This is a genomic window from Bradyrhizobium sp. 17, from assembly GCF_023073515.1.
GTDB classification, from domain to species: domain Bacteria; phylum Pseudomonadota; class Alphaproteobacteria; order Rhizobiales; family Xanthobacteraceae; genus Bradyrhizobium; species Bradyrhizobium canariense_D.
Map to the genome: position 1 here is coordinate 138871 of NZ_JADPJQ010000120.1, position 13358 is coordinate 152228.

Annotated in this window: 12 protein-coding genes; 7 read left to right on the forward strand and 5 right to left on the reverse strand. The window is 64.1% G+C overall.

What is annotated here, in order from left to right; translation table 11 throughout:
- The 4 genes from IVB13_RS29755 to IVB13_RS29770 all read left to right on the forward strand — a co-directional run.
- A partial coding sequence (locus IVB13_RS29755; protein WP_247491049.1) for a permease occupies nucleotides 1-1427 on the forward strand: 1427 nt, incomplete at its 5' end.
- A 121-nt stretch (nucleotides 1428-1548) separates the two neighbouring features.
- Nucleotides 1549-2361: an MBL fold metallo-hydrolase gene (locus tag IVB13_RS29760; RefSeq protein WP_018458182.1), complete on the forward strand. Its 813-nt coding sequence runs from the start codon at nucleotides 1549-1551 to the stop codon at nucleotides 2359-2361.
- A 62-nt stretch (nucleotides 2362-2423) separates the two neighbouring features.
- On the forward strand, nucleotides 2424-2945 hold the full coding sequence (locus IVB13_RS29765) for a hypothetical protein (RefSeq protein WP_018458181.1): 522 nt from the start codon (nucleotides 2424-2426) through the stop codon (nucleotides 2943-2945).
- Between the two features lie 116 nt (nucleotides 2946-3061).
- Nucleotides 3062-4111: an amidohydrolase family protein gene (locus tag IVB13_RS29770; RefSeq protein WP_018458180.1), complete on the forward strand. Its 1050-nt coding sequence runs from the start codon at nucleotides 3062-3064 to the stop codon at nucleotides 4109-4111.
- Between the two features lie 96 nt (nucleotides 4112-4207).
- On the opposite strand, the gene IVB13_RS29775 is transcribed toward IVB13_RS29770, so the two are convergent.
- A complete protein-coding gene (locus IVB13_RS29775; protein WP_018458179.1) occupies nucleotides 4208-4663 on the reverse strand; it encodes a cupin domain-containing protein in 456 nt (151 codons plus the stop codon).
- Nucleotides 4664-4897: 234 nt separating this feature from the next.
- Here IVB13_RS29775 and IVB13_RS29780 point away from each other — a divergent pair, with 234 nt between their 5' ends.
- Entirely contained in the window at nucleotides 4898-5290 is a 393-nt protein-coding gene (locus IVB13_RS29780) for a hypothetical protein (protein WP_026233519.1), read from the forward strand.
- On the opposite strand, the gene IVB13_RS29785 is transcribed toward IVB13_RS29780, so the two are convergent.
- Together IVB13_RS29785 and IVB13_RS29790 are read right to left on the reverse strand one after the other, a co-directional pair.
- Nucleotides 5291-6547: an aminopeptidase gene (locus IVB13_RS29785; RefSeq protein ID WP_018458177.1), complete on the reverse strand. Its 1257-nt coding sequence runs from the start codon at nucleotides 6545-6547 to the stop codon at nucleotides 5291-5293.
- Between the two features lie 113 nt (nucleotides 6548-6660).
- Nucleotides 6661-8022: an adenylosuccinate lyase family protein gene (locus IVB13_RS29790; RefSeq protein ID WP_018458176.1), complete on the reverse strand. Its 1362-nt coding sequence runs from the start codon at nucleotides 8020-8022 to the stop codon at nucleotides 6661-6663.
- Nucleotides 8023-8442: 420 nt separating this feature from the next.
- On the opposite strand from IVB13_RS29790, the gene IVB13_RS29795 reads away from it, so the two are divergent.
- Entirely contained in the window at nucleotides 8443-10002 is a 1560-nt protein-coding gene (locus IVB13_RS29795; protein ID WP_018458174.1) for a winged helix-turn-helix domain-containing protein, read from the forward strand.
- A 43-nt stretch (nucleotides 10003-10045) separates the two neighbouring features.
- On the opposite strand, the gene IVB13_RS29800 is transcribed toward IVB13_RS29795, so the two are convergent.
- Both IVB13_RS29800 and mddA read right to left on the reverse strand, forming a co-directional pair.
- On the reverse strand, nucleotides 10046-10468 hold the full coding sequence (locus IVB13_RS29800; protein WP_026233518.1) for a GFA family protein: 423 nt from the start codon (nucleotides 10466-10468) through the stop codon (nucleotides 10046-10048).
- Between the two features lie 229 nt (nucleotides 10469-10697).
- Nucleotides 10698-11483: a methanethiol S-methyltransferase gene (mddA, locus tag IVB13_RS29805; protein ID WP_018458172.1), complete on the reverse strand. Its 786-nt coding sequence runs from the start codon at nucleotides 11481-11483 to the stop codon at nucleotides 10698-10700.
- A gap of 134 nt (nucleotides 11484-11617) precedes the next feature.
- On the opposite strand from mddA, the gene IVB13_RS29810 reads away from it, so the two are divergent.
- Nucleotides 11618-13168, forward strand: a complete 1551-nt coding sequence (locus tag IVB13_RS29810) for a winged helix-turn-helix domain-containing tetratricopeptide repeat protein (protein ID WP_026233517.1) — start codon at nucleotides 11618-11620, stop codon at nucleotides 13166-13168.
- The last annotated feature ends 190 nt before the right edge of the window (nucleotides 13169-13358 follow it).

A 13358-nucleotide genomic window follows, 5' to 3' on the forward strand; every position in this document is an offset into this window, starting at 1 on the left:
CGCGTGCCGCGGTGATCGGCCTGCTGTTCTTCGCGGCGCTGCTGCACGTCCCGGCCTGGGCGGTGATCGGCCGCTTCGCCGACCTGCAATTGCCGCTCGACAAATCCTCGCTGATCGTGATTTCGGCGACAATTTTTCTGGCCTGGACGCTGATGCTGTCACAGGCGATCGAATCGGTGACGCGGGTGTTCTACGCACGCGCCGATCTCGACCTCATCATGTCCTCACCCGCGACGCTGGCCAATCTGTTCTCGGTGCGCATCGCCGCGATCGCGCTCGCCATCACGGTGATGGCGCTGCTGTTCTCGACACCCTTCATCGACGTGCTGGTGTTCGGGGGCGGCGCGCGCTGGCTTGCAGCGTTCGGCGTCGTCGTCGCGATGGGCCTGTCGGCCGCAGCGATCGCGATCGCCGTCACCATCCTGCTGTTCCGCCTGATCGGTCCGGCGCGGACACGGTTCGTCGCCCAGATCCTCGCCGCCATCATCGGCGCCGGCTTCGTGATCGCGCTCCAGGTGGCGGCGATCATGTCCTACGGCACGCTGTCGCGCTTCACCATCCTGACCTCGGGTAGCTTGGCCGCTTACGCGCCCGATGCCGACAGCATCTGGTGGTGGCCGGCGCGGGCGGCGATGGGGGATGCCGAAGCGCTGCTGCTGCTCCTGGCGCTCGGCCTCGTGCTGCTCGGAGGCGTCATGGCGATCTTCTCGGGCCGCTTTGCGGACACGGCGATCGATGCCGCCGCCTATGGCGCGTCCGGCCGTCGCAGCGCGAAGGAGCGCCCGTTCCGCGGCGGATCGCGGCAGCATGCCCTACGGCGCAAGGAATTTTCGCTGCTCTGGCGCGATCCCTGGCTGATCTCGCAGACGCTGATGCAGCTGCTCTATCTGGTGCCGCCGGCATTGCTGCTCTGGCGCAACTTTGCCGACAGCTCCGCGGCGCTGACGCTGATCACGCCCGTCATCGTCATGGCGGCGGGACAACTCGCCGGCGGGCTTGCCTGGCTGACGCTCTCGGGCGAGGACGCGCCCGACCTGGTTGCGACCGCGCCATTGCCGCCGTCCAGCGTCATCCGCGCCAAGATAGAGGTGGTGCTGATCGCGATCGGCGTCATCTTCTGCCCGCTGATCGCGGCGCTCGCTTTCGCCTCGGCGTTCCAGGCCGCGGTCAGCGCCGGTGCGGTCATCGTCAGTGCGGCCTCCGCCACCGCAATCCAGCTCTGGTTCCAGGTGCAAGCCCGGCGCAGCCAATTCCGCCGCCGCCAGACCTCGTCGCGGCTTGCGACCTTTGCCGAGGCGTTCTCCTCGATCGGCTGGGCTGCCAGCGCCGCGCTGGTGCTCACGCTGCCCATCGTCGGCCTCGTCAGCAGCCTGATCACCGCGAGCCTCGTCGCCCTCACCTGGAAGTTCAGCCCGCGGCGGGAGTAGTAAAGGCGCGAATCATAGGGCGGCGTGACGGTGCGACACTGACGCGCTGTTGATCGCGCGCTGTTGGCCACGCGCTGCATTGCAAGCTAGACTTTCCCCTGAAGTCATCGGGGATGAATTCATGCGACGACTGGTTTCGGCCGCTCTGGCGCTGTTCGGCGCATTCCTCTCACCTGCCATCGCCCAGCAGTCGCAGCGCAGCGAATGCTTGGCGATGGCGAATGCTGCGCCGCGCCTCATGTCGGTCGCGTTCAGGCAGGCGGCGGCTGCGCCCGAGGTCGAGATCACCTATGCCGGCCATTCCACCTATTTCATCGACACGCCCGGCGGCTTACGCATCGCCACCGACTATAGCGGGGCCTACCAGGTGGGCCGGCTGCCCGATGTCGTCACCATGAACCGGGCCCACAGCACGCACTACTCTTTATATCCCGACAAGCGCATTCCTCGTGTGCTGCATGGCTGGGGCGAGGACGGCAAGCCGGCCATCGTGTCGGAGCGCATCGGCGACACCTTCATCCGCAACGTCACGACCGACATCCGTCGCTATTTCGGCGACGATGCCGGCGCCGACATGATCCGTGACGGCAACTCCATCTTCATCTTCGAGGTGGCGGGCCTCTGCATCGGCCATCTCGGCCATCTTCACCACAAGCTCGATGACAGCCACTTCGCCCAGATCGGGCGGCTCGACATCGTGATGGTGCCGATCGACGGCACCTACACCATGTCGCTCGACGGCGTCTCCGAGATCACCAAGCGGCTGCGCGCCTCGGTGGTGCTGCCGATGCACCGCTTCGCCACCCCGCTCGACGATTTCATGCAACGCATCGGCCAGCAGTTCGAGATCGACCGGCGCATGGAACGAAGTTTCCGGATGTCCCGAGATGCGTTGCCGTCGAAGCCGACGGTGATCATCCTCGACGGGGTGTGACGCAATTTTCTCCAAGTCGGCTGCCGGCCGGTCGTGCTGATCTCCCGCAAAGGGAGATCGACATGACCGACTTTGCGAGATTATTGCACGCGGACGGACCGAACCCCCAGCACGCGGCGGCACTCCAGCTTTATGGCCGCTTCGTCGGCGATTGGGACGCCGAGATCACCGCCCATGGACCCGATGGAACGAAACACACCGCGCCCGGCGAAATCCATTTCGGCTGGGTGCTGGAGGGCCGCGCCGTGCAAGACGTCTGGATCATTCCGCGCCCGGCCGGCAGCCCGGCCTTGCCGATCGCCGGCAATTGGTACGGCACGACGCTGCGGGTCTACGATCCGACCATCGATGCCTGGCGGATTTCATGGTTCGATCCCGGCCGCTGCATATTCCGCCAGCAGATCGGCCGTCCACGCGATGCCGACATCGTGCAGGAAGGCACGACCGAAGCTGGCGACCTGACGCGCTGGAGTTTTACGGAAGTCACCGAGGATTTCTTCCACTGGCTCGGCGAGGTCAAGCCGGCCACCGCAACCGATTGGCGGCTGGTGGTCGATGTGAGGGCGAAGCGGCGCAAGGGTTGACGCCGGCGCCGCTGTACCGCGATGACGGGCGCGATTGCGCAACGCGCGTTGGTGCATGCGAGGACGAGGTGCTAGGCTCCCAAAACAAGAAGCATACATCAAGGGAGCGCACGCCGATGGCTGCAAGCGGTTTGCCCGCCAACACGAGCGGGCTATTCGTCGAGCCGCGCGAGGACTGGCTCGCGCTGCATCAGGAGGAGATCATCGATCCCTCACGGCCGATCGTCGATCCCCATCACCATCTCTGGAATCGCGGGCACCGCTATCTGATCGAGGAGATGGCGGCAGATATCGCCTCCGGCCACAACGTCATCGCCACCGTCTATGTCGATTGCCGCTCGATGTATCGCGCGCACGGGCCGGAGGCGTTCCGGCCGGTGGGCGAAGTCGAGTTCGCCAATGGCGTCGCCGCGATGAGCGCCAGCGGCGGTTACGGCAAGGCCGCGATTTGCGCCGGCATCGTCAGCCACGTCAATCTGCTGCTCGGCGATGCCGCACAACCCGTGTTGGAGGCCGAGATCGCGGCGGGCAACGGTCGCTTCCGCGGCATCCGGCATTCCTCGGCCTGGGACCAGGATCCTGCTGTCGCCGGCATGTATGCGAGCCGGCCGCAGGGATTGCTGCAGGACCCGACCTTCCGCAAGGGCTTTGCCTGCCTCGCGCCGCTCAACCTGAGCTTCGACGCTCGGCTGTTCCATCCGCAAATCGGCGAGCTGACCGAGCTCGCCCGCGCATTTCCCGACACCAGGATCGTGCTCGACCATTGCGGCGGCCCGGCCGGAATCGGCCGCTTTGCGGGGCGACGCGAGGAGGTGTTTCCGCAATGGCGCGCCTCGATCCGGGAGATCGCCAAATGCGAGAACGTGGTGGTGAAGCTCGGCGGGCTCGCGATGTGCCTGCTCGGCTACGACTTCCATTTGCGCGCGAGTCCGCCATCATCCAAGGAGCTTGCCGCGGCGTGGCGGCCTTACATCGAAACCTGCATCGAGGCGTTTGGACCCGAGCGCGCGATGTTCGAGAGCAACTTCCCGCCGGACAAGGGCCAGTGCAGCTACCAGGTGATCTTCAACACGTTCAAGCGTATCGCGGCGCCCCTGAGCGAGACCGAGAAGACGGCGTTGTTCTCGCAGACCGCGAGCAATTTCTACCGGCTCGATTTGCCTTAAAGGGATTGGCACCATGACGAGAACAGGGGCCGGGATGTTGATCCCGGCCCCTGTTCCGTCGTGACCGCTGGGAAGCGTCCTTGAACTGTTTGAACTCTAATTTGCGCCCATCAGCGAGGCCGGACGGCGCTCGCCGGTGGCGACGAAGATCTTCTTGAGCTTGTTGACGACGCGGATCAGGAAGCCGATCATCACGGGATTGGTCTTGCGGCAGAAGGCGATCTTCTTGACGTGGCCTTCGACATGCCATTTGGCATGCGCGCCGTCGCGGAAGAAGATGACGTCGCCCGGGCCGTAGCGCTTCGGCGGCATGCCGTCGCTTTCGAGCACGATCGATCCTTCCATGATCATGATCGTCTCGTCGATATCGTAGTACCAGTTGAAGCGCCCTTCGGTGCAGGCCCAGATGATGGTCGAAGCGGTGCCGTCGGCGCTGGTGGACAGGATGTGCGAGCGCGACACCGGATTGCCTTCGATAATCCAGGACGGCTCGATCGGCCGCAGCTCGAGATCTACATTGCAATGACTGATTTCAATCAATGTGCGCGACATCTGTTTCCTCGGGGGATAAAATATGACCTGCCCGGATCTCGGCCCGGATTGTTCAAAGATGGCGGGAACGCTAGTAGCCGATTTTTAATTCTTTCTTACGCAGGGCCCGACAATCAGCCGCAAGTTGCAGACGCGAAACGGTTAACGTCGCAATTTCCCTGCAATTTCGAGCACATGAACCCTTCTTTTCCGGGGTGCGACAAAGTGCGCGAAGCATCTGAAGGAGCCATGCCGATGCCCCTCACCCCGGAGGTTCTCAAAGCTCATGGCGAGGTCGTCGCCTGGCTCGGCAGCCTCGATGTCTCCTTCGCAACCGAAGAGGAGCCCTGGTTCACCGTTGACGGCATCGAAAGCCCCGGGCAGATCGGCGGTGACCTCCATGAGATGCTTCGGGCGGCGGATGCGCTCGAGGCGACACTCGACGACGAGGACGACGTCAACGAGGCCCCCGAGCAAATCCGCAGGGGCCTCGACCTGCCCGAGGCGAATGATCCGGTCGGTGCGCTCTACGATGCGGTGGCGGCCTCCGACGCCGTCGTGCGGGCCACCGACGGCAGCCCGTTCACGACGTTGTTCAACCGCTTCAGCATCGACAACAGCCCGATGCTGCGCAACCCGGCTGCGTAGTTACTTCGCCCATTCGCCCTTGCGAAACACCGGCACTTTGCTGCCGTCGGCGAGAATGCCGTCGATGTCGGTCTCGGCCGAGCCGATCATCCAGTCGATATGGATCAGGCTCTGGTTGCCGCCTTGCGCGGCGATCTGCTGCGGCGTGAGCTGCGCGCCGTTGACGAAGCACTTCGAGTAGCACTGGCCAAGCGCGATGTGCGAGGCAGCGTTCTCGTCGAACAGCGTGTTGTAGAACAACAGTCCGCTCTGCGAGATCGGCGAGGAATGCGGCACCAGGGCCACCTCGCCGAGACGGCGCGCGCCCTCGTCGGTATCGAGCACCTTGTTCAGTACCTCCTCGCCGCGCGAAGCCTTCGCATCGACGATCCTGCCGTCCTCGAAACGCACCGCGATCTTGTCGATCAGCGTGCCCTGGTAGGACAGCGGCTTCGAGCTCACGACATGGCCGTAGACGCGCCGGCAATGCGGCGTGGTGAAGACCTCTTCGGTCGGGATATTGGCGTTGCAGCTGATGCCGTTCTTGGAGAGCGAAGCGCCGCCTTCCCATTCATGGCCGTCGGCGAGCCCGATGGTGAGGTCAGTGCCCGGTCCCGAGTACTGGAGCGCGCGGAAACGCTGGCCGTTGAGCCAGTTGGTGCGCTCGCGCAGCACCGCATTGTGGCTCGCCCAATTGGCCGGCGCGTCGTCGCGATCGACGCGGGACGCCGCGAAGATCGCGTCCGCGAGCTTGCCGATCGCGACCTCTTCAGGATCGTTCGGAAAGACTTGCTTTGCCCAGGATGGGCTTGGATACGCAATGATGTTCCAGTTGGTATCGAAATTGACGATCTTTTCCAGCGCCGGCTGATAGGCCATGGAATTGGCCTTGCTGGCGCGCGCGACCTTGGAAGCATCTTCGCCCGACAGCAGCATCGGATTGTCGCCGACGATGGCGAGACGGGCGGTGTTGTTGGAGAACGCCTTGGCCATGCCCTCGTAGAGCCAGTTGGCGGCGCGATCGAAGCTGTCGTCGTGGCCGTGGCGGTAGCGCGCCAGCGTCATCTCTTCGTCGGAGAGAATGGGCGTCACGATGCCGGCGCCGGCCTTGTAGGCATGCACGGCAATCCGCCGCACCAGCGGCAACGCGATCGCAGGTGCCGTCAAGAGCAGATCCTGGCCCGGCCGCAAGCCCAGGCCCACCTTCACCGCCACCTCGGCCAGCCGGTCGAGCTTCACGGGATCGATGGGAGTGGAGGTGATGCGTTGATCAGTCATGCCGGGTCCTCTGCCGAACGTCTCTTGCTCAATTTAAGTCTAGCATCGCGAGACACAAGTGCGCGAGTGCCTTGCGACACCCCAAAGATACGCAGTTTCGCGCATTTTGGTTTTCAACGCGTTGCCGATTTCAGCACCCGGTCGACCATGGCGGGAGCAAGGCCGAGGTAATTTTTCGGTGATGTCAGCGCCTCGATCGTGGCACGGTCGATTCTGACAGAGACGCGGGCGTCGGAAGACAGCGCGTCCGCCAGCGTAAGACCTTTCTCATTGGCGAGCCGGCAGGCATCATAGACCACGTCATGGGCCTCCTGCCGTCCGATCTGCGGCGCAAGCCCCATCATGACGGCTTCGGCCACGATCAGACCGCGGCTGACGGCGAGATTCTCGTTCATCTTGCTTTCATCCACGATGAGGCCGGCGAGCGCGAATTTCGCCTGGTGCAACGCGCCGGCGGTCAGCACGAAGCTCTCGGGGATCGCCATCCATTCGGCGTGCCAGGGCCCGGTGGCGCGCTCGAAATCCTGCACCATGGCATCCAGCATGAGGCCGGCATGCTGGCGCACCGCCTTGGACGCCGCGAGCATGAGTTCCGAGGAGATCGGGTTGCGCTTCTGCGGCATGGTCGAGGAAGCGCCGCGTCCCTTGACAAAGGGCTCATAGACCTCGGCGAATTCGGTCGAGGCCATGATCATGATGTCGAGCGCGATCTTGCCGAGCGAGCCGGTGACCAGCGCCAGGAAATTCACGGCCTCGGCAAAACCGTCGCGTGCGACGTGCCAGGTCGAAGCGGGGACGCCGAGCCTCAGTTCGGCGCAGAGCGCTTCCTGCACCTCGAACCCCTTGTCGCCGAGCGAGGCCAGCGTGCCGGCGGCACCGGCGAACTGACCGACCAGGACGCGCGGCTTCAACTCACTGATCCGCTCGGCGTGGCGGTCGAACATCGCGAGCCAGATCGCGGTCTTGTAGCCGAAGGTGACCGGCAGCGCCTGCTGGAGATGGGTGCGGCCCGCCATCGGCGTGTCGCGGTAGCGCCTCGATAGATCGGCGAGGATCTTGCGCAAGCCCGCGATGTCCCGTTCGACGATCTCAAGCCCTGCGCGCAGTTGCAACACCACGGCGGTGTCCATGATGTCCTGCGTGGTCGCACCCCAATGCACATAGCGGCCGGCATCGCCGCATTGCTTCACCATCTGATGCACCAGCGGCAGGATCGGATAGCCGACGACATCGGTCTCCTGCCGCAACAGGTCGAAATCCAGCGCGGCAACATCGGTCCGCGCGGCGATCTGATCGGCCGCGTCCTGCGGAATCACTCCGCATCTCGCTTCCGCCTTCGCCAGTGCCACCTCGACCTCGGCATAGCGCGCGACCGTCGCGATATCGGAAAACACCTCCCGCACCTGCGGCGTGCCGAAGGCATCGCGGAACAGCATGGAATCGAGCACGGTGGTCGAGGCATGAAAAGCGGGCATGGGCGTTTCTTCGTGGTTGGTGTTTTGTGTGAGGGCAGCTTACGCACACGGAACTGTTCGGCAATGGACATTCACTATTCGTCACACATTCGATGCCGTCGCGAAGGCCAGGACAACGTCGGCAGCTGCCGCACGCCATTGCCTCAACACCGTCATTGCGAGGAGCCCTTGCGACGAAGCAATCCACGCTGGCTCCGCGGCGGCAGGCTGGATTGCTCGCAACGACGTGAGGAAATCGCGACAATCCGGCCGAAACGGCTTTATTCTAATCCAGGTTGCATTCCTCCCCGTAAACTGCATGCCTGCCATCACGCGATCGTGGTGAACCGGGCAGGCCCCTCGGCGGACTCACAGACATCAGCCGAAATCCGTTTTGCTTTCATTATTGCCCGATGTTGCCTTGAGGTCTGAGTTTTCGACGTGCAGTTTCTGTTCCGGGATCACCTGCTCGATACCGACTTGCGCGAGCTGAGCCGCGAGCAGGTTCCCGTTGCCGTGGAGCCACAGGTCTTCGATCTCGTCGTCCACCTCATGGAGAACCGCGATCGGGTGGTCAGCAAGGACGAGCTGATCGACAAGATCTGGCACGGGCGCAGCGTCTCCGAATCCACGCTGACCAGCCGGATCAATGCGGCACGCAAGGCGGTCGGAGACAGCGGCGCGAGCCAGGCGCTGATCCGCACCATCTCACGCAAGGGTTTTCGTTTCGTCGGCGACGTCGAAACCAAGCGTGGGGCAACCGCGCCGGAATCCGATTTCGAAGCGAAGCTTCTACGGGCCCCGCTGCCGCTACCGGACCGCCCCGCGATCGCGGTGCTGCCCTTCACCAACATGAGCGGCGACCGCGAGCAGGATTATTTCTCGGACGGAATCAGCGAGGACATCATCACCGCGCTGTCGAAGCTGCGCTGGTTCTTCGTCATCGCGCGCAACTCCTCCTTCGTCTACAAGGGCCGCGCGGTGCACATGAACGAGGTCGCGCGCGAGCTCGGCGTGCGCTACGTGCTCGAAGGCAGCGTGCGGCGGAGCGGCGATCGCGTGCGTATCTCCGCGCAGCTCAACGACGTCTCGACCGGCAGCCATCTCTGGGCCGAACGCTACGACCGCGAGCTTGCCGACATCTTCGCGGTGCAGGACGAGATCACCGAGGCGATCGTCGCCGCGATCGAGCCGCAGCTCTATACCGCCGAGAGTTTTCGCGCCCAGCAGAAGCCGCCGGGAAGCCTGGATGCCTGGGACCTTGTGATGCGCGCATTGTCGCATTACTGGCGCATCACCCGCGAGGACAATGCCGCCGCGCAAGGACTGCTCGAAGAGGCCGTCGCGCTCGATCCCGCCTATGGCAAGGCACTCGGCCTGCTCGCAACCAGCCACATCTTCGGCGCGCATATGGGCTGGTCCGACATGGCCCCGACCGTGCCGGTCGCCGAGCGCGCCGCGCTCGCGGCGGTGGAGGCCGATCGCGAAGATGCCTGGGCTCATCATGGTCTGGCGTATGCTTATCTATTCCGCCGCCGCTTCGACGACGCGCTGGCGGAGTTCGAACTGGCGCTGAACCTCAATCCGAACTTTGCGATGGCGCACGCCTTCTATGGCGTGACGCTGTGCTACGCGGGACGATGGCAGAACGGCGATGTCGCGGCGCGCCGCGCGCTGCGGCTGAGCCCGCGCGACCCGCTCGCAGCAATCTATTGCGGCGTCGCGGCCTATGCCCGGTTCATCGGCCGCGATTACGAAGGCGCCGCACAGATGGCGCGCGAGTCGATGCGGCAGCGCGCCGATTTCGTCGGCGCGCATCGCGTGCTGACGGCCGCCGCCGGTATGTCAGGGGATTCCGCGCGCGCGGCTTCCGCCTTGGAAGGCTTGCGCCGCGCCCAGCCCGGCATCTCGCTGGCCTGGATCACACGCGAGCTGCCGATGCTGCGGGACGAGGATCGCGAGCATTATCTCGAGGGATTGCGGCGCGCGGGGATGAGGTAGCTAATTTCTCGTCTCCCGCTTGCGGGAGAGGAGAAGGGCGCCGCTACTCCTGCATCATCTCGCCGCTGCCGCCGAATTCGGCCGGGAAATCCTTGAGCTTGGGCAGTCCGTCGCGCATTGGCAGCACCGTCTCGGCGTAATTGACGTGGACGCCTGGTGCAAACGCGAGGGTGGGGATGGTGGCAGTGAAGACGTCGATCAGGCCGAGCGGCGGATGGTTGGTCATGAGATGACCGCCGCACTTCTTGCAATATTTGCGCTGGCTGAGCGGCGTCTTCGCAAAGGTCTCGACATTCTCTGCACCTTCGCTGATGCGCACGGCTTCGGGCTTCCACAGGCTGAAGGCGTTCACCGGACCGCCCGACCACGAGCGGCACGAGCTGCAATGGCAATAGCCCATCGCCTCCGGTGCACCTGTGACCTCGATCGTGACTGCGCCACAGAAGCAGTTTCCAACATGTTTCATTAGGTCGTCTCCGTTGATGATGGTTTAGATTCCTCCCCCCGCTCCTGTTTGCCGAGAACTCGGCAAAAACGAATGCGGGGTCGCGACGAGCTTTGCTCGCACTGATAGCGTCGGGGTGAGGGGGATTCACCCCGAGAAACGTTGAAGGTTGCGTCCGGCACGATCCGTTACGCGCCTCGGCGCCGCCGCGCATCCTCCTTTCGGCGGACGCGACGGAACGACGCGCAAGCTATACCGACTTGCGCCAGGGAATAAGCATCGACACCCGTTGTTTGTACTGCCGGTACTCGTCGCCGAAGAGATCGACGAGGTCGTGCTCCTCCAGCGCGATGCCGACGAAGATGTAGGCCGTGGTCACGGCGGCGAACAGCAGATGGCCCGCGGTCATGACCGGCGCCGCCCAGAACGCGATGATGAAGCCGAGATAGATCGGATGACGGACAAACTTGTAGAGCAGCGGCGTCTTGAATCGCGGCGGCGACGCCTCCTTGCCGACGAGATGATTGGTCACCTGATGCAAGCCGAACAGCTCGAAGTGATTGATGATGAAGGTCGAGGTGAACACCAGGACCCAGCCCGCCAGCGACAGCGTGACGATCGTCACAGCGATATCCGGATTCGCGACGTCCCATATGACCGTGGGCAGCGGACGCCACTGCCAGAACAGGAGGAGCAATGACAGGCTCGCAAACAGCACATAGGTGCTGCGCTCGACCGGCTTGGGGACGTACTGCGTCCACCAGGCCTTGAATTGCCGGCGCGCCATTACGCTGTGCTGGACCGCAAACAGGGCCATCAGGAGCAGATTGATGATGATGGCCTCGGCCACGGGCGTGTCGGTCCCGGTATCGATGGTCTTCGGCACCACCAGCCCCATGACGAAACCGATGGCGTAGAGAATGGTGATGAAAAACACGAGATACGCCGCAATTCCGTACAGAAAGGCGATGAACTTGAAAATGCGTGAGCCCGCAACCGGGCCGATAGGATGAACCTGATGATCAATTTGGGTCATAAACAGCTCCGTTGTGCCAAAACGCCGGCACTTCATTGGTCGCTGCACCATGCCGCACCGGAGGTCCCAAGACTTTCGCGGACGGTTGATTTTCGCCTGAGACGACTTTGATTTTTGCTTGAGACGACAAAAACGTGCGATTTTGCTTTGAAAACAACGTGCTCGACGGCGACCTGCGGGAACTCACTTGCAGCGGAGCCGCTGTGCCGTTGCAGCCGCAGGTGTTCGATCTCCTGCTCTATCTGGTGGCGCAGCGCACGCGTGTGGTCAGCAAGGATGACCTGATCAGCCAGATCTGGAGCGATCGGATCATCTCGGATTCCGCCCTGAACAGCCGGATCAACGCCGCCCGCAAGGCGCTCGGCGACGATGGCGCAAGCCAGCGGCTGATCAAGACCATTCCGCGCAAGGGTTTTCGTTTCGTCGGCGAAGTCCGGGAAGAAGTGGCAGCCACGACTGCGCCCGCGCAGCCCGTCGCTGCCCTGCCGCGCGTCCTGACGGACCGTCCGGCGGTCGCGGTGCTCGCTTTCGAGAACATGAGCGGCGATCCCGCACAGGACTATTTCGGCGACGGCATCAGCGAGGACATCCTCACCGCGCTGTCGAAGCAGCGCTGGTTCATGGTGATCGCCCGCAACTCGTCCTTTACCTACAAGGGACGCGCGGTCCACATCCGGCAGATTGCCGAGGAACTGGGCGTCCGCTACGTCGTCGAAGGCAGCGTGCGCAAGTCGGACAACCGGGTGCGCATCACCGCGCAGCTCAACGACGCCACGACGGGCAGCCATCTCTGGGCCGAGCGCTACGACCGCGAGCTGGTCGACGTGTTCGCCGTGCAGGACGAGATCACGAATGCGATCGCTGCGGCGATCGAGCCGCAGATCCATGCGGCGGAAAGTTTTCGCGCCCATCGCAAGCCCCCCGCGAGCCTGGATGCCTGGGATCTACTGATGCGGGCGCTGTCGCATTACTGGCGCGTGACGCGGCGGGATCACGAGACCGCACGGGCGCTGCTAGAACGCGCGGTGGGGATCGACCCGAACTACGGCCAGGCGCTGTCGGTGCTCGCGGCGAACCACATGTTCGGCGTGCATCTCGGCTGGGCCGAGCTTGCCATGGTGGCGCCAGCGGCGGAAGCCGCCGCGCTCGCCGCGGTGCGCTGCGACCATGAGGATGCCTGGGCGCACGCCGCGCTCGGCAGCGTCTACTTCTCGACGCGAAGACTTGCCGACGCACTGTCCGAGTTCGAGCAGGCGCTCGCACTCAATCCGAACTTCTCGCTGGCGCAGGGCTATTACGCACTGGCGCTGTCCTATGCCGGGCGGCCGAAGGATTCATTCGAGGCAGCGCAGAGGGCAATGCGGCTGTCGCCGCGCGATCCATCCCTGGCGATCTATCACGGCATCGCCGGCTATGCCCGCTTCACCGAGCGGCGCTATGCCGAGGCCATCGCGCTCGCGCGCGAGGCAATCCGTCATCGCGGCGACCTTACCGGCGCCTACCGCGTGCTCGCGGTTTCTGCCGGCATGACCGGAGACGGCGTGCTTGGGGAGATGGCGCTGGGCGAGCTCCGCCGCACCCAGCCCAACATCTCGCTGCACTGGATTTCGACGCAATTGCCATGGGCCAATGAGGCCGACCGCGAGCACTATCTGGAAGGATTCCGGCGGGCGGGCTTGCGCTAGACGATCCTCACGCCGGGTCCGCGTCGCGCTTGCGGCGCAGATGGACGGATCGCGCGGCGCTGCGGCGCCGGATTGGCTGCCAAACGCCATAACAGGACGCGCTGTACATTTTTTGTGCGAACACTGTCGAGACTTTCATCTTGCGGCGCCGAACGAGACTGTGTGAGCCTCGATCCCGGATGGGGACTGG